General features: G+C 36.9%; 18 protein-coding genes. 6 read left to right on the top strand and 12 right to left on the bottom strand.

Features of this window, described 5'->3' with window-relative positions; genetic code table 11:
* Positions 1–986 precede the first annotated feature (986 nt).
* The gene (locus AC1MGI_RS14365; protein WP_480345839.1) at positions 987–1,199 is read left to right on the top strand and encodes a hypothetical protein; all 213 of its coding nucleotides are present in this window, start codon (positions 987–989) and stop codon (positions 1,197–1,199) included.
* 607 nt (positions 1,200–1,806) lie between these two features.
* Here AC1MGI_RS14365 and ltrA (AC1MGI_RS14360) read toward each other — a convergent pair.
* Together ltrA (AC1MGI_RS14360) and AC1MGI_RS14355 are read right to left on the bottom strand one after the other, a co-directional pair.
* The gene (gene ltrA / locus AC1MGI_RS14360; RefSeq protein ID WP_480349764.1) at positions 1,807–3,081 is read right to left on the bottom strand and encodes a group II intron reverse transcriptase/maturase; all 1,275 of its coding nucleotides are present in this window, start codon (positions 3,079–3,081) and stop codon (positions 1,807–1,809) included.
* A 596-nt stretch (positions 3,082–3,677) separates the two neighbouring features.
* On the bottom strand, positions 3,678–4,094 hold the full coding sequence (locus AC1MGI_RS14355; RefSeq protein ID WP_480345838.1) for a VOC family protein: 417 nt from the start codon (positions 4,092–4,094) through the stop codon (positions 3,678–3,680).
* Positions 4,095–5,965: 1,871 nt separating this feature from the next.
* Between AC1MGI_RS14355 and AC1MGI_RS14350 the strand changes: the two genes are divergently transcribed.
* A complete protein-coding gene (locus AC1MGI_RS14350; protein WP_480345837.1) occupies positions 5,966–6,430 on the top strand; it encodes a hypothetical protein in 465 nt (154 codons plus the stop codon).
* 150 nt (positions 6,431–6,580) lie between these two features.
* Here the strand turns inward: AC1MGI_RS14350 and AC1MGI_RS14345 are convergent, their stop codons facing one another.
* From AC1MGI_RS14345 to AC1MGI_RS14335, 3 genes are all read right to left on the bottom strand, one after another.
* Positions 6,581–7,441 (bottom strand): metallophosphoesterase, encoded by an 861-nt coding sequence (locus AC1MGI_RS14345; protein WP_480345836.1) that lies wholly within the window; start codon positions 7,439–7,441, stop codon positions 6,581–6,583.
* Positions 7,442–7,831: 390 nt separating this feature from the next.
* Complete coding sequence (locus AC1MGI_RS14340) at positions 7,832–8,065, bottom strand: permease (protein ID WP_480345835.1); 234 nt, start codon at positions 8,063–8,065, stop codon at positions 7,832–7,834.
* A gap of 227 nt (positions 8,066–8,292) precedes the next feature.
* Entirely contained in the window at positions 8,293–9,012 is a 720-nt protein-coding gene (locus tag AC1MGI_RS14335; RefSeq protein WP_480345834.1) for a MarR family transcriptional regulator, read from the bottom strand.
* A gap of 300 nt (positions 9,013–9,312) precedes the next feature.
* Between AC1MGI_RS14335 and AC1MGI_RS14330 the strand changes: the two genes are divergently transcribed.
* From AC1MGI_RS14330 to AC1MGI_RS14320, 3 genes are all read left to right on the top strand, one after another.
* Complete coding sequence (locus AC1MGI_RS14330; RefSeq protein WP_480345833.1) at positions 9,313–10,848, top strand: FAD-dependent monooxygenase; 1,536 nt, start codon at positions 9,313–9,315, stop codon at positions 10,846–10,848.
* Between the two features lie 1,023 nt (positions 10,849–11,871).
* Complete coding sequence (locus tag AC1MGI_RS14325) at positions 11,872–11,997, top strand: YjcZ family sporulation protein (protein WP_480345832.1); 126 nt, start codon at positions 11,872–11,874, stop codon at positions 11,995–11,997.
* Positions 11,998–12,289: 292 nt separating this feature from the next.
* On the top strand, positions 12,290–12,484 hold the full coding sequence (locus AC1MGI_RS14320; protein WP_480345831.1) for a YjcZ family sporulation protein: 195 nt from the start codon (positions 12,290–12,292) through the stop codon (positions 12,482–12,484).
* A gap of 216 nt (positions 12,485–12,700) precedes the next feature.
* Here AC1MGI_RS14320 and AC1MGI_RS14315 read toward each other — a convergent pair whose 3' ends face one another.
* Positions 12,701–12,967, bottom strand: a complete 267-nt coding sequence (locus AC1MGI_RS14315; protein WP_480345830.1) for a hypothetical protein — start codon at positions 12,965–12,967, stop codon at positions 12,701–12,703.
* 487 nt (positions 12,968–13,454) lie between these two features.
* A complete protein-coding gene (ltrA, locus tag AC1MGI_RS14310; protein ID WP_480345829.1) occupies positions 13,455–14,729 on the bottom strand; it encodes a group II intron reverse transcriptase/maturase in 1,275 nt (424 codons plus the stop codon).
* 1,171 nt (positions 14,730–15,900) lie between these two features.
* Between ltrA (AC1MGI_RS14310) and AC1MGI_RS14305 the strand changes: the two genes are divergently transcribed.
* Positions 15,901–16,113, top strand: coding sequence for a hypothetical protein (locus AC1MGI_RS14305; RefSeq protein WP_480345828.1), 213 nt, complete (start codon positions 15,901–15,903; stop codon positions 16,111–16,113).
* Positions 16,114–16,561: 448 nt separating this feature from the next.
* Here AC1MGI_RS14305 and AC1MGI_RS14300 read toward each other — a convergent pair whose 3' ends face one another.
* The 5 genes from AC1MGI_RS14300 to AC1MGI_RS14280 all read right to left on the bottom strand — a co-directional run bounded on the left by AC1MGI_RS14300 (position 16,562) and on the right by AC1MGI_RS14280 (position 22,311).
* Positions 16,562–17,842 carry a M20 family metallopeptidase gene (locus tag AC1MGI_RS14300; protein ID WP_480345827.1) on the bottom strand — a complete coding sequence of 427 codons (1,281 nt, stop codon included), beginning with the start codon at positions 17,840–17,842 and terminating at the stop codon, positions 16,562–16,564.
* An 878-nt stretch (positions 17,843–18,720) separates the two neighbouring features.
* Entirely contained in the window at positions 18,721–18,843 is a 123-nt protein-coding gene (locus tag AC1MGI_RS14295) for a hypothetical protein (RefSeq protein WP_480345826.1), read from the bottom strand.
* 484 nt (positions 18,844–19,327) lie between these two features.
* A complete protein-coding gene (locus tag AC1MGI_RS14290; RefSeq protein WP_480345825.1) occupies positions 19,328–20,143 on the bottom strand; it encodes a P-loop ATPase, Sll1717 family in 816 nt (271 codons plus the stop codon).
* Between the two features lie 492 nt (positions 20,144–20,635).
* Positions 20,636–20,908, bottom strand: coding sequence for an HU family DNA-binding protein (locus AC1MGI_RS14285; protein ID WP_480345824.1), 273 nt, complete (start codon positions 20,906–20,908; stop codon positions 20,636–20,638).
* Positions 20,909–21,150: 242 nt separating this feature from the next.
* Positions 21,151–22,311 carry an ROK family protein gene (locus tag AC1MGI_RS14280; RefSeq protein WP_480345823.1) on the bottom strand — a complete coding sequence of 387 codons (1,161 nt, stop codon included), beginning with the start codon at positions 22,309–22,311 and terminating at the stop codon, positions 21,151–21,153.
* Positions 22,312–22,390: the final 79 nt, after the last annotated feature.

Raw genomic sequence — 22,390 nt, 5'->3', positions numbered from 1 at the left:
TTTTAAATGAATTGGGGGTTTTAAGTTTTTCTTTTTGTCTTTCGAAGCGAAGTCTGTTCCCCAAAGGGGGATTATTTTTCCCCTTTTGCAAGTAGAACGAAAAACACGCATAGGCAATGGGTCAAGGGCGATCTGAGCGCAAAAGTTTTTTATGTTGCGAAGCGTTTTTAATAAAAAATTTTTGTGCCCCTTGACCGATTGACTAGGCTTCTTAGCTTCCTGCCGGAAAGGTTCGGGTGTCCTACCGGCTGGAAGGTTAGAAGGCTTGCGCTGTTTTACGATTCGGAAGGCAAAAGGGAAAAATAAAATAAAATAAAAAGAAGCCGGATGGCTGCATTCCTTTCGTCTTTATCTCTTTGATCTTTAGCTGTTCGGCTCGTTCGGTATGGCGGGAACCGTAAATGGTACAGGAACATACGGAATGTAGGCGCTAGCCGTACAAACCGTGGTTATCGGACCATTTAATGCCGAAGCGACACGTATAGCTTGTTAGAAAGGACGCTCTTCCCTTTCTTACATGCTGTAGTGCTGCCGCCCGAAGTATGCTTGAAGCCTTTATCCAATAAAACATCTAAATAAAGACCGCGCCTAAAGACTACTCGAAGCATCACAAATGAATATTAAGTGAAATATATTGATATTGAGCAAGGGAGTTTAGTTAGTCATAACTAAGATTTACTTTCACCAGGTACCCTTGCTCTTAACCGTAAAGAACAACTGTTTCTTGACAGTGACAATAAGGATAAATATCCATCTTGCACATCTGCTAGTAAAGGGATTACATAACTCAAATAGCGATAATCGGCACCATTTAAATGAACCTTCCTGAAAAATAATGAATTAACATGGACATGTAACAGATTCTCATAGATAACAAGAATAAATTCTCGTTTTTCACTTTTCATATATGTTTAATCGGGTATAATAAATCCAGAGCAACATTTAGTTTTTTATTTGTTCTAAGAGTTGATAAAGGGGATGCCTCAATGAATAAAGAGAAACTATTAAAAATGATTCAGAGTACTCATCAAGGTAATTTATTTTCACTAGAAATTCCTAAGAATACTAAAGAAGATAAAAATAAGATTGAAGAATGGGTTAAAGAATTAGAAAGAGAAGGAAAAATTAAATTAAGGGAGTATGTGCAGCGAGAATACTCCGTTTATTTACATGGAATCATTAAGTATGTATCCGATTAATCGGGTACTTTTTTTATTGGGGTTAAGAAAAAACTTTAACAGAGACTTTCGAAAAGAACAGAGTACATATAACCCGTCTTATATGTACTGGTACCTCTTTTGTGGCAATAAAAAAACAGAATCCTATCAGCCTCCTGCTCCTACCTAGCTTAACAACTTTTCCAGTATAAGTAATCTTGATGATCTGCTAAGGTACAATCACCAATATCTCCATACATTGCTTTAAGATAACCTGCCACCCGGTTATGAATCTCTTATAGTGTAGGTTTGTAATAGTTTTCGATCTAATTGATACTAATTACTTTAATAAATGGACAAAAGGAAAGAGCGTGTTTTGAAAAAAGATTGATCAAAACACGCTCTTAATATATCCCAGTGAATCATTCTTTTATAACAAAGATTGATCATTTCTGTGATCCATCTTCCATTAAAGCGCCCGATTGTTGAAGATCATTGCTTAAATCTTATTCAAATCAAGCCCCCTTTACTTTAAGTCCATTACTTCAGATATTTCTAATCTGTAAAAGAATCGAGTAGAAGGGAAAGTTAATAACTTTCCGCCCCTCTCACACCACCGTACGTACGGTTCCGTATACGGCGGTTCAATTTATATTTCAGTGTGTACTTTTAGATAGTGGTCTAAGACAAAGGGGATTCCCCTTTGCCTTAGTCGCTTGTTAGACAAGGCTCTTTGTACGACCTTCGATAATCCAATGAATCGGTAACCTTTTCTACAGTAGGTTAAACCTTTGGCTTCCTCCTTTGGTATGCCAAGCTGAACGAGAAACTTTATTCTCTTTTTATTGTTCTTCCACTGCTTCCAAATAATTACCCGAATTCTAGAACGGAGCTTTGCGTCTATTGTTCCAAGAATTTTCTTCATGTTGGCTATCTTGAAATAGTTGGTCCAACCCAAAATGACTTGTTTCAACTTGATGATTCTGTCATCAAGTGAGATGCCCCAGTTTCTTTTTGTTAGCTGGCGAAGTTTCCTTTGAAATTTCTGAATCGACTTTCCATGTGGTCTTGGTAGAAACCTCTGCTTAGTAGAATCATAATAGAAACCGAATCCTAGAAATTTTGTTTTACTAGGTCCTGAGATTCTACTTTTCTCCGTATTCACTTTCAATCCCAATTTCTTCTCGATAAATTTTGTAATGGAAGGAAGTACTCTGTTTGCTGCTTTCTCACTTTTGACGAAAATAAGGCTATCATCTGCGTATCTTACGAAACGCAGTCCTCTTGCCTCCATTTCCTTATCCAGTTCATTCAACATAATATTGCTTAAAAGTGGACTAAGGTTGCCACCTTGCGGTGTTCCTACTGGTGTAGCTTCATACTTTCCATTGACCATCACACCACTTATAAGATATTTCCGTATGAGGGAAATCACATCTCCATCTTTAATCGTATGGGAGATGATTCTCAACAGCTTGTCGTGATGAACTGTATCAAAGAATCGCTCTAAGTCAATATCTACTAACCATTCATGTCCGTCATTTATATATTCCAAAGCCTGGATAATTGCCATTTCACAGCTTCTTCTTGGTCGGAAACCATAGCTGTATTCGCTGAATTGTTTTTCGAATATGGGGCCGAGTATTTGGCTAATTGCTTGTTGTACCACTCTGTCGACAACTGTTGGAATACCTAGTTTACGCATTTTTCCATTTTGTTTTGGAATCTCGACTCGTAATGCCGGCGTTGGTTGGTATTTCCTTTTCCGAATTTGATCCCGCAGTTCATCCTTATGTTCCCTTAGGTGTACCTTCAAATCTTCCACAGTCACTCCGTCTATTCCACTCGTGCCTTTATTACGGTACACTCGCTTATAGGCTTGATTCATATTTTGATTGTTTAGGATTTCTTCTAAGAGCTCCACACTCGTTTCTTCCTTTCCTTTCACGTGACGATAAGACACTTCTCTTTTGAGTATCCTCTGAGATACGCTCATACTTTCCTCATTAACACATTCAGAAGTTTATCTTTCGTGCAATCATGGTGTAGAAACACTATAAATTGTTCAGCCCTTCATGATTTTCATCATTACTATGGCTTCGGCTGACTTCTCACGATAAACCTTTTCCGACCAGCTTTCTTTATAGGGGACTCCTCAGCTGTCCGTGAGACCTCCCAGGGTAAGGCAACTATCTTTCCTCTTTTACTCACCTGATTTACTTTATAGGATTACGCACATCTTTTGGACTTTGACTTGTTTAGGAGCCTTATCCATCTATAAAGCCTTGGTATCAGATTTCTGTTCGTTGAGCCAAGATTTTGATACACGCTTCCTTCAGCCCTTACCTCGCGATAAGTACCTTGCGCTTCTCTAGTGGTTAGTTGATGTGTACCCCCACAGTGGACTTTCACCACCTAGATAGTCGCCATGCCTGGCGCACTAAAAAAAAAGGTGATACCTTTTAAGGCATCACCCCTTAGAATATTAAACCTGAATAAACTAACTCTAAACCTTAAAGTTTATTCTTGATTAATTGCACTTTCATCCATATAAGCAACTTCCCATAAATGACCGTCTAAATCCTGAAACCCCCATATATACATAAATCCATGATCTTGAGGCTCACTAAAAGATTTACCACCAGATGACAGTGCCTTATTTACTATCTCATCCACTTGATCCCGACTTTCAGCTGAAAAGCTGAGAATTGCTTCGGCAGAAGTAATAGTATCCACAATTTCCTTCTTACTAAATCCTTTGAATCGTTCTTCAATCATTATCATAGCAAAGATATTGTCACTGATGATCATACAAGATGTGGTCTCATCGGAGAATTGTGGGTTGAACTCAAAACCTATCTCCTTGAAAAAATTGGTGGACTTGTTCACGTCTTTTACTGATAAATTGATAAAGATATTTTTGGATGTGAATGCCATTTTTTATTACCTCCCATGGGAATTACTGGCAAGAATGCCATACCAATTAAGTTTTTCATTAAATGTCGCTAAATATCCCACTTTTCTTTAAGTACTTTATTTCATTAAAAATAGCCCGATTGCTGAAAAAACATTATCAAAACTCTCATTTACTAATGGTTCGTTTTAGCGTACAGAACATTCGTTCTTAATAATACCACATGTTTAATGTGTATGAAAGCACCACATTAAAATATCTTGCCCTTTTATTTAATTAATCACCACATATTTCTTATAACATTTTTTCTTTATTTTATTATGCGTATATCTTATTGCCTGAAAAAGCTCCTCCACAATCTGGCGCTATAATGGAAATAAGCGCTGTTCCTTGTTACAGAAAAGCGCCCGATTATGGAATAACTAGAACATGATCTCAATCTTAAAATCGATTAATTCTTCTTTCTTTCACTAGTCGAGTAGAAGGGAACCTCTCTACCTTGCGGTAGATTGTGTTCCTCCCCCCTCACAGAACCGTGCTTGCGCTATTAACGCACACGGCTCCTCCTAGTCACCATTCACAAAATATAGCTAATCTCTTTCGCTCAGATTTTTGCTAATTCTGCTATCCTTAATAGTTTTGTTTCCATTTATTATCCCTACCTCTGCGTGTAGTAAATGTGTCCCTAGTAAGGGTGATAACTTGGTAGCAGCCTTTCCTCCATCGGCATTACCCAACTTCATTGGTACTACGCTGCTATCCGACTCCCTACAACGGCATTTGGCTTCCTTGCTTATTATCGCTTGTACACCATACTCTTCTAAAAAAGAAAAGACCGGTAGGGTCTCCCGAGTTGCCGTATCATATCAATGTGTGACGTGCCAAGGTCTCTGACTCCAGAGAGGTTCTATCCTTCTTGCCTTTAACGATGGATAAAATGTAGCTTTCTGCTGTGCTTAAGGCATCAACCCTCTCGATTTACTAACATTATGGAGCTCAATCCCTTCAACCATTTGGCTTTCGGCCCGCCACCTAACTGTCTACGCTTAAAGGCTAATGTTACCACTAGCTCTCCAAGACTCGCTACGAGTGAATGGCTAGTTCTTTCTCGACGGGAATCCCACCCGCTATATGATACGACCTAGACTCGGCCGCACAAGCAGCCGTTAGTTAAAGATAACTATTCTAAATTTTTATGATTGTTCTTTTTAACCGCATAGTAATTCCAACTATAATATACAATCCAAAACAAGATAATTACTAAAAATGAATAATACTTATAATCATCAGAAAGGAAGCCAAATAGTAGTAATGCAGTAATTAAAAATGGTGGCATAAGTGTCCAATAACTCTTGTGTTTAAAGTCTTTAAACACAATATTCCCCCTTTTTATTTTAAAAGTTATCTTTCTAAAATCTTTAACACAATAAGAAAAGAAGAGGAACCCTGCTCCTGATGTTCGAGCAAAGTAACCTCTTTGTTCAATTAGAAATTACTATTTTTTTGTAAATCATCTATCTTTTCTTCAATTCTTTTCAGTTGTTCATTCCTCTTCTTTATAAAGCGTACAAAAAATACTATAAGAACAATAAATACTACTGGTATGAGCATTGCAAATAGCTGAAAAATCAAGTCCCCAATGTTGAACATTTTTACCTTCATCAAGTGTTTTTACATTTCATAATAATTTAATTATAACACTTATGAAAACCATTATTTTACTAAAATGCCGTGTTAGTTGAAGAAGGGGGCTTCTTCTTGAAATGATGTCACTCATTAATAAGCTAGATTAAAAAACTCCTCTTATTTTATTTCAAGAGGAGTTGACATAATCACCCTTATAGGAACCCATGTTATAATGGTATTTTTTACGATATCATAAAGGGGATAACACATGTACATCTGGAATCTAAAAGGTCTTGTTCAAGCTTTAAAAGAAGGAAGTCTATCCAATAAATCTAAAAGGCTCTATAAAGTAATTGGTATTTTTTTATTAGCTTTAGAATTATTAACATATCCGGTATTATTGGTGACTCAACCTTTCAATATCTTAGACATCATTGTTATGATTATTTATCTGGTTATCAATCTTGTGGGAATTTATATGGCATATACGATAAACCAACGAGGAGATGGGAAGGGGTTTTTGTTTCGCTACATAAGTTTATATGTCCCACTCACACTCCGTTTTTTTGTCCTTGTGCTGGTAGTAACGATAGTAGGATATACTATTATCCCCTTTATTGATCCTTCACTTTCTTTGGATGAGACCAATTGGTTCGATCTCATCATTTCTATAGGGACAGACATATATTTTAATATCTTAATGGTCAAATATATTAAAATCATAAATAGATAATTTGTATATCATATACAAACCTAGTTTACATAAAATTGCTTATCGGCACTGAAAAAGGATCTTCAGCTGGAAGATCCTTTTAGCTGCTTGTTTAATTAAAGCGCCCTTTAATTGAATAAGACTTAATCTTTTCTACTTATCAAATTACTCTTAGTTGTTTACCCTTTTCAATGTCACAACAACTATTTCTGGACGATTAAAAACCCTTAAAGGAATAATACTATTTCCAAGTCCTCTATTAACAATCATCGTTGTATTATCTACCTCGTGCATTCCTGAAGTGTATTCCGGGAACAACCCTTGATTTGGAGAAACTAAACCTCCGATAAAAGGAATTCTAACCTGTCCGCCGTGAGCGTGACCTGAAAAAACAACATCAAATTCATATTGTGTATAAAGAGAAAATAATTCAGGCCTATGTGATAATAGAATTTTAAAATTCACTCCTTCTTCGAGTCCTTTGATTGAATTCGTGATATCTTCTTCAGCTATAGCTCGTTCTGCATAGGATTCATTTACTTTTGCTGGGTCATCAATTCCTATAATTTGAATTTTATCATTTCCAATAATTATTTCCTCTACTGTGTTTCGCATTACCTGTACTCCTGTATCTTTTAATTTATCCTCTAATGAATTGAATTTTCCAGACCACCATTCGTGATTTCCAGTTACATAATAAACCGGAGCGATTTGAGCCAATTTTTCCATCAACGTCAGACTAATTTTCTCATCATATCTGTCTGAGTCTATTAAATCCCCCGTAAATACAATTAAATCTGGCTTTACTTTTTTTACTTTTTTAACTAAGTCGCTTTGGTTATTTCCAAAAGACTTGCTGTGTAGGTCAGACAATTGAACAATTTTATACCCTTTAAAATTTTGTGGAACCTTATCTGAACTAAAATTATATTCAGTTGTTACAATAGAATTGTTTTGAAAATATAAAAAAAAAGTCAATAAAACCAATCCAAGTAATAAATATAACAATCTCTTTTTAATTTTTTTATTCAAAATATGCCACCTCATGTTTTATTAAACTGCCAGTTAGCTTACGTACATTTCTTCACAATTTTCTCTATATACTTTAACATAAATATCCAGTTCCATTTGAGACTCATGCTACATTAAATGGCCCTTTAATTGAACAAGGTTTCTAAGGGAAATATGAATACTTTATACAAATCTAGTTAACATAAAGTCAATTTCGGGAAGTACAACACAATGAAACCCCTTGGCGCTCAAGGGGTTTCATTGTGTTCGTATTTATCATTTATACATGATTTTATACATGGTTGATGAATCAACATTTTCGGCTTCTGAAGAAGCCTCGTAGCTGCATAAAAAAGGGGTATTTTATGCAAATCCTTCTTTCACTAAGCACCCGATACTTGAACAAGCAAGTTACAAATCGCAACTGTCTTCCGTATTATCCCTCTTCTTTTTATCACCAAAATACTTCCAAAGGTGGTATATAGACCAGAATAAAGCTGCACCTATAAGTAGTGTAATTGGTGCAAAGTAAGGTTTTTCAAGAATATAATCTGGGGTAAAAATAACATACAAGACCAAAATAATTATAGCTGGTATCAAAAGAATCCAATAACGTATGTCTTTAAAAGTGCTAAAACTCCACATACAATCCTCCCTGTACTAACATGTGACTTTCAAACTAAAGATATCCATTTATTATATAACACACTTAAACTAACCTGCTGCGTTAGTTGAATAAGGTTTTTTTCTGAATGTATGATTTTAGATAAATTCATACATTAAAAAGGCCGTCATTTGGCAGCCTTTTTATGGTGCTATCGCACCCGTTAGTTCAATAAGGAAAACCCCCTTTATACTTCACACAGCTAATTCTACTCATTATAGTCTGAAAAAAAAATTTCATTTAGAATCGTTTTTGCTTTTTTTAAGTTACGTGATTCTAGTTTATTGAGCATTTCCATGATCTCATTCATTTCTTCAGCAACAGAGTATGAATGACTGACCTTGCCAGTGTCTAACTCTTCCCTTTCATTTGTTTGCACTTCCTCTTGACTATGTGTATTTTTTTCCTCGCTTGTCGCAGGATTTATCCAAGAAGTACTTAATACATCACTTAATACCTTAAGGGTAGTTCCCAATTCGTCTTCGGTATATTGTTGTAAGAAACGATTAATTCCGCTATCAATTTGCTGATGCAAATCTAGATGCAATTTACATATCTCTTTACCTAATGGCGTTGTACGGAACAGAATTTCTTTTTTGTTATCCGGAAGGGTTTCCATAATGATTATTTCTTTTTCAAAAAGTTTTCTCGTAATTTTAGAGATGCTCCCCCTTGATATCCCGAATTGTTTTGAAATCGTTATGCCGTTTACAGGCTCAAGTCTTCCAATTGCATCTAGAACATGCAGCATCAAAACAGTCATTTCTTTTATTAATTCTGTGACTACAAGATTAGTGCTATTCTGTATCAACCACTGTTTTTCTTCATCATCTTCCGATTGTATTTTATACTGCAAATCTTTTGCAGTTTCCCACACTTCCTTGATTAAATATTCTTTATTTTGCTTTTGGGTTGTATTATTATTCATTGATTTTTTCCTCCGTTGAGTAACTTAATACCATTATACCAAAGAAATAATACAAGCAACAATTTTAGTTTCCTAGAAACAATATTGACAAAGGGATGAGTAGTAGTTATTATTGTTTCTAGTTAACATTTTGTTTCTAGTTAACAAAAAAGAATGTAGGTCAAATTTTTTTCATAAGGATATTCGATTATATAAAGCATTACCGGCTGAAATATCTTGTTTGCTATTAAAAAGAATGCGTAGAAATGAAAATCATGAAATGTTAAATTTCACACTTTAAAAAATAGGAGGTTGATTCATTTGACAGAAAAATACGATATCGATGTACTGATAGCCGGGGCAGGACCAACAGGCTCCACGTTAGCTGCAGATTTACTTCGACGCGGAATTAGTGTCCGATTAGTAGACAAGGCATGCCATTCCTTCAAAGGCTCTCGTGCGAAGGGAGTCCAGCCGAGAACCCAAGAGATATTTGAAGACCTTGGCTTACTGAAAGAAGCTCATGCTGAAGGGGGAACCTACCCACTTATGGGGATCCATTTCGGACCGATTATTGTACCATTTCGGATGCAAAAACAAAAAAAGGTGACTCATGATGTGCCGTACCCGAATGTTCTATTACTGCCCCAACATCGTACCGATGCTATCTTACATCGCATGCTTGACCGCTTCGGACTGAATATTGAGTTTGACACTGCGATTATTGGTTTTGAGCAGGATGACGACGGGGTAACCACAACTCTATCATCTGGAGAGAAAATTCGTAGTAGGTATCTGGTAGGAGCTGACGGCGGTTCTAGTACAGTCCGCAAGGCTGCAGGTATTCGTTTCATCGGGGAGACCAACGAAGCGGACCGTATACTTATCATCGATGGCACGATAAACGGACTATCACGCAACAGATGGCATATTTGGCCACGTACACACGGGAAACAGGTTGCAGCATGTCCTCTACCACACTCCGACCAGTTCCAGATAATGATTCGACTAACACCAGACGAATCAGTAGAATTTGACGAGACTGCGTTAGCCATCAAGTTCCAAACACTCACAGGTTTTCAGCTTAAAGACATTACTTGGACCTCAGTGTTCAGACCGAATGTCCGACTTGCAGAGCATTACCGTTCTGGCAGGGTCTTTCTTGCTGGAGACGCTGCTCACGTCCATACACCAGCTGGCGCCCAAGGTCTAAACACCGGAATACAGGACGCTTATAACCTCGGTTGGAAGCTCCAACAGGTCATAAAAGGTGCATCTGAGAACCTCCTAGAGAGTTACGAAGCAGAACGGCAGCCAATTGCCGCACACGTTCTTAGAAAATCTAGTGAGCTTTACTCTAAAATCGACAATAAACATCTCTCAGGACTTAAACGTGGAGATGAGGAACGACAACTCGGAATTTCATACTACGGCGGACCACTAGCACCTGCTAATAGCTCTGCTACTAAAACTCTACGTGTTGGCGACAGAGCGCCGGACGTAACTTGTGTAGGGGCAGGGGGTCTAACCCGATTATTTGATGTCTATCAGGGTCCACACTTCACCTTGCTAGCCTTCGGAACCAATGCGGTAAAAGCACTCTCTGAGTTGAATTGGCCGATTGGTGGTGCCGAATTACATCGCTACGTCGTAGGGAACGGAATCGGAGTTGACAACAACCGCCTCGACGACACAACAGGCAAACTGAGCAATATTTATGGCATTACAGGTGATACATTAGTGTTAATCCGACCAGATGGTTACATTGGGAGCATTATCACTAATGACTGGCTGTCTACCTTCAATAACATTGTCAGAACGTTTACCATACAGTCCAGCGCGATCCACCCAAACTGAGGATTACGTTGGTCATTGGTGAGTTATGCAGTATGTACAGAAATTCCCCACCATTCTGTCAATTTTATTCCTCCATTCGCTAAAGTAGCAATTTAGCGAATGGGGGATTTTTAAATAACCATACTATTTTTAAACGACTTTATTGTTAATTAAACAAATTTATTATCCCGGACATTTAACCATTGTATTTGATATATACCTCCAACCTCTTCATACTGCTCAACAGCCATTTTAATTATAGTGGAGGGCCTCATTTTCCCATTCTCTTGATTTAGAACCGTGAGCGAAACAACCTTTCCATCATGGAATGAGTGGTTTTTTAAATTCGTATTGCTATAACTTAAAATTTACTTATAGAGTGTTATTTCAGAAAATTGCTTGATTGTTAAACACAAGTTTAACATCATTCTTCAACTAAACTGCCCCTTCAGTTGAACAAGGTTTTTTTTCGAATGTATGATTTTGTATACTTTCGTACATTCATTACAATTCGGACTCATTGTTCTATTCAAACATGCTTTTCATAATGAGTTTTCATTCAATGCAAAGCTGCCCCCCACTCTATTAATAGAGTGGGGGCATCTATTAGTTCTCCATACTTTTTGTACTATTCTAATGGTTCTAAAAACCCCATGAGCACCAAGGGGTTAACGTCTTCATTGTTATTGTTTATACATAATTTTATATATCACATCTGAAGAAACCTCTCAACTGCATAAAAAATGCTAGTTTTAAACAAATAAAAAAGGACATGTCATTTAAGCCCTCTCCCTGGTATCGGCCCCACCTACGCCAGATACTATGACGGCCACACGTGCCATCCAACCCATTATCATTTTAATAGAAAACGCTTACAATTTCAAATATTAATAGAACGCAAATTTCGACATAAGGATGGAAATCCTTATCAAAATAAATTTTTGGGCTTTGATTCATGCATATTTGTGTCACTTTATTAATTTCAAACATACTATAAATTAGCCCATTTAAGTGCCTCCTTTAAACAAAAGGAGATGTTTGTATATGTCAGGTTTTGCTGGTGGCGGCTGTGGATTTGGTGGCGGCTTTGCCTTGTTAATTGTATTGTTTATCCTCTTAATTATTATTGGTGCTAGCTTCTGTGGTGGATTTGGCGAAGGCATCTGCTAATAAGTAAGTAACAAAAAGGGCGACCGTCATGGGCGCCCTTCTTTAAATTTACTGGTTATTTAATTATGATTGCTGATCATTCTTTTTTGGAAAAGAGTGTATCCCCCTTTCCGTGCTATGCCCTAATTTAGTAAATGGGCTTATCTTCACTCCAAATAGGTGATTACCTATTAAATAAAAATTCGTGCATCATAATGCGTATATTTGTGTCATTTCATTATTTTAAACATATAATTAATTAGCCCATGCAAGTAGTAAGTGCCTCCTTTAATACAAAAGGAGATGTTTGTATATGTCAGGTTGTGTAGATGGCGGCTGTGATGGCGGTCGTGGATTTGGTGGCGGATTTGCCTTGTTAATTGTATTGTTTATCCTCTTAATCATTATTGGATGTAGTTGTGGCGGTGGATTCGGTGGTGCCGGATTCGGCGGCGGTGGCTATGGTTACGGGGGCGGTTACGGGGGCGGTTACGGAGGCTTCTGCTAATAAATAAGTAACAAAAAGGACGACCGTCATAGGTCGTCCTTCTTTAATTTATAGATGGTTATTAAATGAAGATTGCTGACTATCAAAACCATGTTTATGTAAATAGGTTTCATTCTTTTGGTTCGTCCAGATAATAAAAAAAGGAGCTATTGATCGGCTCCAGGGGTTTAAGTAATGCATCCGTATTATTATTTAATGTGTCTAGCAAGAACCATCTCAGTAATTCCCACCATACCCCATGCCGTGAGATGGATAACCACCATATCCCATGCCATGAGATGGATAACCGCCATATCCCATGCCGTGAGATGGATAACCGCCATATCCCATGCCGTGAGATGGATAACCGCCATATCCCATGCCATGAGATGGATAACCGCCATATCCCATGCCGTGAGATGGATAACCGCCATATCCCATGCCATGAGATGGATAACCGCCATATCCCATGCCGTAGCCATAACCTCCAACTTGTCTTTCCATTTTATATCTCCTCCTCAAATTGTTTCCAAAATAGTGTATGTGTCCATATTCAATGAGGGGTAGGTATTTGCCTATTTGTAAAGGATGTATGCTTGGTTGTTATTATATTTGAGGTATAGTCATAACCTCTCGTTGTACTAGCTTTCACAAGACAATTAGTAACAGTCAACGATTTACTGTTCTCTCAACTAACCCTCCCCTAATAGAAGATAGGGTTTTTCTGAATGTATGATTTTAGATGTTTTTGTACATTCATTTCGTTGACAATAAAGAATTTTTTCGGGAAAACTACAATATCATACGTCTAATGTATGATATTGTAGGCGTGAAACAGCTGCAAGTATTTAGTAAACATAGGTTAGAAGCCTTGCGCTGTTTTACGATTCGGAAGGGAAAAATAAAATAAATCGAGTAGAGGGAAAATAATTTAACTATTTTCGCCCCTCTCACACCACCGTACGTACGGTTCCGTATACGGCGGTTCAATTTATATTACAGTGTGTACTTTTAGATAATGTTCTAAAGCAGAGGGAAGCCCCCTCTGCTTTAGTCTTTTGTTTGAAATTGCTCTTTGAACAACTTTTGATAGTCCGATGTACCGGTAACCTTTTCGACAGAAAGTTAATCCTTTCGCTTCTTCCTCCGGAATCCCTAATTGAACAAGCGATTTGATTTGTTTCTTCGCTACCTTCCATTGCTTCCAGATGATCACTCTAATTCTAGAGCGAAGCTTCTTATCTATCTCAGTCATCGTTTTTTTCATATTCGAGATTCTAAAGTAATTAACCCACCCAAGTATGACCTGTTTTAGTTTTAGAATTCGGTAGTCCAGAGGAACACTCCAATTTCGCTTTGTTAATTTTCGAAGCTTCCTTTGAAGTTTTTGTATGGATGTGAGATGAGGTTTTACTTGATATTTCTCATTCTTAGAATCGTAATAAAATCCAAATCCTAAGAATTTCAAATCTTTTGGACGGGAGATTTTACTCTTTTCTACATTGACTATCAACCCTAATTTCTTTTCTATAAATCTCACGATTGATTCCATCACTCTATTGGCTGCTTTCTCACTCTTCACGAAAATAAGGGCATCGTCAGCGTATCTCACGAATTGGAGTCCTCTACTTTCTAGTTCCTTATCCAGTTCGTTCAACATAATATTACTCAATAATGGGCTTAAGTTTCCTCCTTGCGGAGTTCCAACTGGTGTTTCTTCATATTTCCCATTTACCATAACCCCACTGACAAGATATTTTCTTATTAGAGAAATGACATCTCCGTCATCTATTGTATTAGAAATAATTCGCATGAGTTTATCGTGGTGGACTGTATCGAAAAATCTTTCAAGGTCGATATCTATAACCCAATCGTGTCCATCATTCAAAAATTCCAAGCTTTTTATAATGGCCATCTCACAACTTCTTTTCAGTCTAAAACCATAACTGAATTCGCTGAACTGCTTTTCAAATATCGGACTGAGTACTTGATGAATGGCTTGTTGAACGACCCTATCCACTACTGTTGGTATTCCCAATTTGCGCATCTTGCCATTTTCTTTTGGAATCTCCACTCTTAAGGCAGCTTGTGGTTGGTATTTTCTTGTTCTGATGCGCTGACGCAGCTCGGCTTTATGCTCTATCAGATATTGTTTCAGTTCGTCGACCGTAACTCCATCAACCCCACTGGCACCTTTATTTTTATAGACACGTAAGTAGGCTTCATTCATATTTTGATTACTTAGAATCTGTTCTAAAAGTTTCACACTCGTTTCTCCCTTCCTCTCACGTAATAAGTGATAGTTCCATTTTGGTTATCCTTTGAGATACGCTCATACTTTCACCATTAATACATTCGGAATAGGTCACTTACGCATTCGTGGCGTTGAAACACTATAAATTGTTCAGCCCTTCATGAATGACTTCACTACTATGGCTTCTGCTGACTTCTTGCGGTTAACCTTTTTCGACTGTACCTATGTACATCCGCAAGACCTCCCAGGGTAAGACAACCATCTTTCCTCTTTTACTCGCCTGATTTACCCTACAAAGTTACGCACATCTTTTGGACTTTGACTTGTATTGGAGCCTTATCCCTTTGTAGAGCCTTAGTATCAGATTTCTGTTCGTCGAGCCAAGATTTTATTCCACGCTTCCTTCAGCCCTTGCCTCACGGTGAGTACCTTGCGCTTCCTTAGTGGTTGGTCGATGCGTACCCCCACAGTGGACTTTCACCACCTAGATAGTTGCCATGCCTGGCACACAATAAAAAGCAGCCGGATGGCTGCATTCCTTTCGTCTTTATCTCTTTAATTTTCAGGTTTTCGGTTCGTTCGGTATGGCGGGAACCGCAAATGGAACAGGAACCTACGGAATATAGGCGCTAGCCGTACAAACCGTGGTTATCGGGCCATTTAATGCCGAAGCGACACGTATAGCATGTAAGAAAGGATGCTCTTCCCTTTCTTACATGCTGTAGTGCTGCCGCCCGAAGTATGCTTGAAGCCTTTATCAATAAAACCGGCTAAAGAAAAACCGCACCAAAGACTACTTGAAGCATCACAAATGAATATAACGTGAAATATATTGATATTGAGCAAGGGAGTTTAGTTAGTCATAACTAAGATTTACTTTCACCAGGTACCCTTGCTCTTAACCGTAAAGAACAACGGATTCTTGACAGTGACAATAAGGATGAATAACTTTCTTGTACATCTGCTAGTAATGGGATTACATAACTCAAATAGCGATAATCGGTGCCATTTAAATGAACCTTCCTGAAAAATAATGAATTAAAATGGACATGTAACAGATTCTTATTGATAACAAGAATAAATTCTCGTTTTATCCTTTTCATATACGTTAATCGGATATAATAAATCCAGAGCAACATTTAGTTTTGTATTTGTTCTAAGAGTTGATAAAGGGGATGCCTCAATGAATAAAGAGAAACTATTAAAATTGATTCAGAGTACTCATCAAGGTAATTTATTTTCACTAGAAATTCCTAAGAATACTAAAGAAGATGAAAATAAGATTGAAGAATTGGTTAAAGAATTAGAAAGAGAAGGAAAAATTAAATTAAGAGAGTATGTGCAGCGAGAATATTCCGTTTATTTACATGGAATCATTAAGTATGTATCCGATTAATCGGGTACTTTTTTTATTGGGGTTAAGAAAATTTTTTAACAGGGACTGTTAAAAAGAACGGAGTACATATAACCCGTCTTATATGTACTGGTACCTCTTTTGTGACAACAAAAAAGGAGCTGCATCCGGTATCTTCATCAGTAGTTTAATCCACAAGTGCCGGAAGGGAAAACTCAATCCTTCTTTAAACTTCTTATTATTTTAATTTTATTATAGTACCAGTATTACTTTTGTGCTTTCTTCATTTCGTTGATATCACTAGGTAAATTGTGGTGTAGTAACGATAAATGTGTTGAGGCAAGTTATACTAAACACTAGTAAGTCTTGTTTCCGTACTATTGACTCCATATCAAGGCTAGACCCTATTGATACAAGGAGGTTCTATCTTAACGTTATAAATTGTCAGAATCCTGACGTTACCCCTACATAAAGTTTTGTGAAAATAGATTTAAAATGACCTAAGATACTTGACTGCCGTCTCAGCATATATCTCAGCAGATTCTACTAAGTTCTTCACTGAAACCCTCTCATCATACGCATGGTTAGTGTGTGACAGCCCAGGACCGTAAAGGACGGTATCAATGCCATGGCTCCGGAAGTGACCGGCATCACTTGAACCAAGCAAGAGTACGCTGCAGACGGGTTCCTCCTTTCCGAGGACACCCTGGATTCCCAGTTCTATGGCCTGCACAATCGGACGATTCTCTAAGGTCCAGTTCGGGTTAATAAAGGATACCATTGGCTCTACAACTGCATCTGGCGCTACTGCACTGACAAGATTCCTAGCGACATCAAGTACAAACTCGGACTTCATCCCGAATGGAACCCGGATATCCACTTTAATGATGCACTTGTCTGCGATGACGTTCACATTTGTTCCGCCCTGGATTACACCTGGATTGTAAGAGGGACGATAAAGTAATTGTGACAGTAAGGGATTTCCTAGACGCTGAGATAGGAACCACTCAGTATTGTACAAAAGTTGACCAAGCTCTGCCGGAGGTGTTGCCTTGTACTCCCATAGCTTGGTTAGTGCTTCAACCGCGGCTGCCCCTCTTCGTACGGCGGAGATTCCAGAAATCGGATGTTGGCTGCCATGCCCAGGCTGACCTGGTATGGTCACCTGCATCCATGCCTCAGCCTTTTCACCGGCATTCGGATGGTGGGGGGACGTTGGTTCACCAATCAGACAAGCATCACCCTTAATCAATCCTTGATCCAGGAGCGAGGCCACCTCAATGCCGCCAGTCTCTTCATCCGGAGAAGCAATAACTCCTAGGCTACCTTTCAAATTAAGCGTGGAGGCGAACTCCTGAAGTAATCCAGCCACAAAAACCAGTGATGCCAAGCCTCCTTTCATGTCGGAGGCTCCCCGACCTAAAAGCATACCTGATCTGACTTCTCCTGAGAAAGGATCAAAGGTCCATTGTGAACGATCGCCTGCAGGTACGACATCTGTATGACCGCAAAATAGGAGCCGTGGACCAGGTACCCTGGTTAAGGGAGCATCACAAATCACGGTAACCAGCGCATTTTTGCTACGGCGGTGCTCGGTAATCAAGAACCCTTTTGCTGCTAGATATCTGCTAATATGGCGTCCCATTTCTTCTGACCGCTTCTTAAACTCAGGCGATGGATTTTCAGATGGAATTCGAATAAATGAAGCAGCAAGTTCGACTAATTCCTGTTGCCTTGACCTTATCAGTTTCCGAATCATTTTGATACTCATATCAATACATCCCCTCCTTGTCCAGCATTAGCCGCAGTATTTCTATATTATTCTATGCGCTGTTCATAGATCCTATTTCTGAGGTTAAAAGTGGGGAAACATTTGATACGTTTTAGACTCGCGTTCGATGCAATAGTTAAACTTAATGTTCATAGATACATAGGGGTATTTATTTACAGATTGTTTTGTTTTCTAGATACAAAATAAATAAAGATAGCTGATATTATTATCGTTCCACCCATCACTAACACAGGGAAGAACATAGTGTTTATGAAATGATTATAAATCCATGTATCATACATAAAACCCCACCCCGCTTTTTGTTTTTATAATTAGTATGAACACTAATAATCATCATATCCTTTTTTACTGAAATTCAGGCTTTTTATTAATCAGATCTTGGAGGCTTCTTTCTCTTCATCATTTCTCGGATAACTATATTCAAACTTCCATCTTCATCTATTTCAAACTTACCTTCCTTCAAGGTGATACAAGTCTGTTTAAAAAAGCAATAATTAACAGAACAATAGGAATAATTACTTGAAAAGGAAGATAGATAAGCAGAGGATGTTTTTTTAGTTCTTCTTGTAATTGTTCTCGGTAGCTTCTCGCCATCTGGATCGAAAAAATAATACACAAACCAAAGAGAATAGCACATTCCTGAAGGTTCTTTCATTTTAAATAAACTATAAATTTAGAATGTTCGCTAATTAATTTGAGGTGTTTTTTGGTTCCGAAAGGGGGCATTCGAAAAAACAGGGGTTATGTGGATCGTATCTTTAGATCCTTAGAGAAACAAAATTTATATGCTGAAAACATGCGCTTCCTTGCTAAAAGGACAGCAAAAAAAAAGACAACTGCAACAACGTGCAATCGCCTTACTTCGTTCTATTCTTCCTCTTTTCAATTTCCTTTTTAATCATCGGTACACCTTTTTCTATAATCGCTTTTTTCACTTTGGGATTGTTCAGCAGTTTTGCAACCTTCGTCAATTTTGACATGGTTCGTACCTCCTATTTATCATCACAAGACAAACATATCTGATTCACTTTGTATTATAACAAAAAAACTATGTTCACGTCTTGCCGGTTCCCCATAGATTGCAACAGACAATAATGCGGCATCCCTGCTATTCCCATATGTTAAAGATAAACAAGAAAAAAGTATCTTCAAACAATCGCGCTGCTTTCAGATTGATATTGAGTTATTTTACAAAATGCCCTTTTCATGAAGAAAGAAGGTCTCCTTATTTCAGAAAAGCGCCCGTTTGTGGAAGAAAGAACCTTCTTTTTAAAAGTGCGATATTATCACACTCTCATTTACAATTCGTACATTAATTAAGGTGATATTTACCGATTATGCATCATGCATAAGGTTAAATTATGTATCATCTTCACATAATGTACAGAATATGCATAAAATCAATATTTTCCCTTGCGTTAGATTAATTCAGGATCATTCTTACCCAATCTCTTAATTCACTTTCTAAAAAGCACGCCCCTGTGTAATATTAAGACCTGCCCTATATAGAAAAGGTATCTTCCAAGTGTTTTGTTTTTCCTCAATAAAACCAATCTTAACCAACTTCTGTATTCTATGTTTCCACTGTTTTCCTAATAATTTGTTTAAAGTATCTTTATTATGTTCTGCTTTACTATCTTTAAATTTTAAAATCCATTCTCTATACTCTGCATATTCAGCGAAAAGCTGAGTTTCTAGTTTTTGAGTTGAGATATGGGTATATGCTTTCCTTAATGCATTTGCACCTATTAAGTAATATTCAGAGTCACTATTGGCTTTTCTTTTTAATTCCTCCAATTGATAACCTCTAGCTGCATCAATGATAGCTATAAAATCTCGTGGTGTATATGTATTTAAGCCATCTTTAATATGATTTATAATCCAACCAATAGTATCGGGATTATTACTACCTACATCAACTTGCCCTTTAAATAAGATTTCAAAAATAGCCCTTTTAGCTTCTTGATTAATATTTGCAAAAGATATTTCATTTTCTTGTAGATACTGTTTAAAAGTATCGTTAAACAATAACCTTTCTAATAATAAATCTTCTAGTTTGTCTCTATCCCACTCAATTGAAGTCATGGTTTTTGATGCTACATGAGTCAATGATGTAAAACCTTTTTCAGTTACGTTAGTATATATATCATCTCTTATAAAAACTTTAACTTTAATATTGTCATAAACGCATATATCTTTAAAAGCATATAATAAGCTCTTTAAAGCAAGTATATCCTTTGGGGTACCATCTGGAAATGCATCATCAAGCCGGTCCATCATCACCCAAAATCTTTTATTATTTTTTATTAAGATATCATCATTCTAAAAAAGTATCAACATAACTAGTATTTATGTAATAATTAATTAAATTCCTGTCATGTTCAGCAACAGAATTCCCCAAATGCAACTTTCTCAAAACATCAGCTTTATTCATTTTAATCTCCTATTATTTGAAGTTTTCAAGGAAATAAGTCCTTATTTTTTATATTATCATCATTTTCCAGCTTTGAATATAATTCCTCTCCAAGAGGGTAATTTTCGCACTCTCTCAAAAAAGAGTATTCAATAATCTGGCCCGATTGTTGAATAGAATGGCTCTCATTTTTTTACAACTTTATTATCACTTAACAACGAACAAATAATAAATGATCAAACTGTATATACAATTCACATCCGTTGAATAGAACAGAAAGAATACTAATCTAAATAGAAAATACTCTGGAGAATCAGCCCCAGAGTATTTTTAAACTATTATAAATAGATCTCTTTATATTATTTAACAGCCTCTTTTAATTCCTTGCCTGGTTTAAAAGCAGGAACTTTAGATGCTGCAATTTGTATTTCTTCTCCTGTTTGTGGGTTTCTACCTGTACGAGCTGCCCGGTCGCGCACTTCAAATGTTCCAAATCCAACTAATTGGATTTTTTCCTCTTTAGCAAGCGTAGTAGAGATTGTTTCAATCAGTGCATCCACTGCTTTTTTAGCGTCTTCTTTTGTTAGTTCTGCTTGTGTTGCCACAGCATTCACTAGATCCGTTTTGTTCATCGTCAAGCACCTCGTCCTTTTATCTTAAATAATATGTAGTAGTGACAACATAAACATAACATATGTTCGGTATGTCTGTCACTTATAATGCTAGAGAATAGGTAGTTATATTCCTGTCATTATTGCTAAGATTAGATTTTTGCAAGTTCCGATAAGGTGTATTATGTAAACTAGTATTCAGGTAGATACAATGGATGTTGATCGGTTTATCAACATTCTTGAGGCATTTTTTGCTTAGAATATCATTTAATTGTTATGCTTAAATCAGGTAATTCAAAGAAATTCTTAATTGCTAGGGTACAAGCACCCCATACACATGCATTAGTTCCGAGCTCTGATATTAATAACTCTTTATAATTACTAATGGAGGATTTCAAGTTTGCTTTAATTTTACTCTCAACATCAGGGAACAGTTGCAATAATGCACTATTAAACACTACTGTATCAGGATTTAATATATTTATTATATTATTTAAACCAATAGAGATATACTTGATAAACTCTTCCATTTGAATCATAACTGCTGGGTCTCTTAACATAATTAGATTTTCAATATCTTTATAGGTCAATTTAGGTTTATTTAGTTTTTCAGATAATTGTTTAAAGAAGCTGAATTCAGAAGCATAAAGCTCCCAGCAACCTGAATTACCACAATTACATAATTCCCCATTAGGATTGATTATCATGTGACCCGTTTCACCAGCATATCCCTGATATCCTTTTACTAGGTTACCATTAATCAAGACCCCAAGACCTATTCCAGAATACAGGCTGATACTGATTAAGTTCTCACTTTGATGCCGGTTAAATACCTTTTCCGCAAATGCACATAAATTTGAATTATTTTCAATATATACATTCATACCTGAATTTTTCTCTAGATCGCCCTTTAGATCCGTATTATACCATTGGTGCTGTGGAACAAAGCCGATGGTTTGGTCACTCTTCACAGTTCCATGAATTCCAATGACTACTCCAACAATTCCAAAACGACTAGTAGAATATTTTTCTTTATATTCTCTAATATGGTCGATTAATAGTTGAAGAACCTCGTCATAGTTCGAGTTTTCTAACTTTACAGTATCAGAATGAACTGGATTCCCCATAATATCAGATACAGTAAATATTATATGTTGATAGTCTAAATCAACTCCTAACGCATAACCAGCACCCGCATTTAAAGAAAGCATGATTGGTTTTCTTCCAACATGGTTATACTTCTGTTGAGATTCAATAATTATCTCGTCCCCTAATAAATTTGCTACCTGTAAAGAAATAGTAGCCTTCGTTAACTTGGTCATAGTAGATAATTCTGCCCTAGAAATCTTTCCATGTTCAATAATTTTACTTATAATCAAGCTTCTGTTTATCTTCTTAAGATAAGTGCCTACACCAATTTCCATGAAGCTCACCCTTCTGATGCAGAAATTCCCTAGTTTCAATTCAAAATTAATAAATAAAAGGAAAAGAGATAACTAGATA

The sequence above is a fragment of the Peribacillus sp. BM1 genome (genome assembly GCF_056679975.1).
This window is presented reverse-complemented; position numbering and strand designations above follow the sequence as displayed.

Bases quoted from the DNA above. Each gene is read 5' to 3' on its own strand.
- AC1MGI_RS14365 (WP_480345839.1), top strand. From the start codon at position 987: ATGAATAAAGAGAAACTATTAAAAATGATTCAGAGTACTCATCAAGGT.
- AC1MGI_RS14355 (WP_480345838.1), bottom strand. From the start codon at position 4,094: ATGGCATTCACATCCAAAAATATCTTTATCAATTTATCAGTAAAAGAC.
- AC1MGI_RS14350 (WP_480345837.1), top strand. From the start codon at position 5,966: ATGTACATCTGGAATCTAAAAGGTCTTGTTCAAGCTTTAAAAGAAGGA.
- AC1MGI_RS14340 (WP_480345835.1), bottom strand. From the start codon at position 8,065: ATGTGGAGTTTTAGCACTTTTAAAGACATACGTTATTGGATTCTTTTG.
- AC1MGI_RS14335 (WP_480345834.1), bottom strand. From the start codon at position 9,012: ATGAATAATAATACAACCCAAAAGCAAAATAAAGAATATTTAATCAAG.
- AC1MGI_RS14325 (WP_480345832.1), top strand. From the start codon at position 11,872: ATGTCAGGTTTTGCTGGTGGCGGCTGTGGATTTGGTGGCGGCTTTGCC.
- AC1MGI_RS14320 (WP_480345831.1), top strand. From the start codon at position 12,290: ATGTCAGGTTGTGTAGATGGCGGCTGTGATGGCGGTCGTGGATTTGGT.
- AC1MGI_RS14315 (WP_480345830.1), bottom strand. From the start codon at position 12,967: ATGGAAAGACAAGTTGGAGGTTATGGCTACGGCATGGGATATGGCGGT.
- AC1MGI_RS14305 (WP_480345828.1), top strand. From the start codon at position 15,901: ATGAATAAAGAGAAACTATTAAAATTGATTCAGAGTACTCATCAAGGT.
- AC1MGI_RS14300 (WP_480345827.1), bottom strand. From the start codon at position 17,842: ATGAGTATCAAAATGATTCGGAAACTGATAAGGTCAAGGCAACAGGAA.
- AC1MGI_RS14295 (WP_480345826.1), bottom strand. From the start codon at position 18,843: ATGTCAAAATTGACGAAGGTTGCAAAACTGCTGAACAATCCCAAAGTG.
- AC1MGI_RS14290 (WP_480345825.1), bottom strand. From the start codon at position 20,143: ATGATGGACCGGCTTGATGATGCATTTCCAGATGGTACCCCAAAGGAT.
- AC1MGI_RS14285 (WP_480345824.1), bottom strand. From the start codon at position 20,908: ATGAACAAAACGGATCTAGTGAATGCTGTGGCAACACAAGCAGAACTA.
- AC1MGI_RS14280 (WP_480345823.1), bottom strand. From the start codon at position 22,311: ATGGAAATTGGTGTAGGCACTTATCTTAAGAAGATAAACAGAAGCTTG.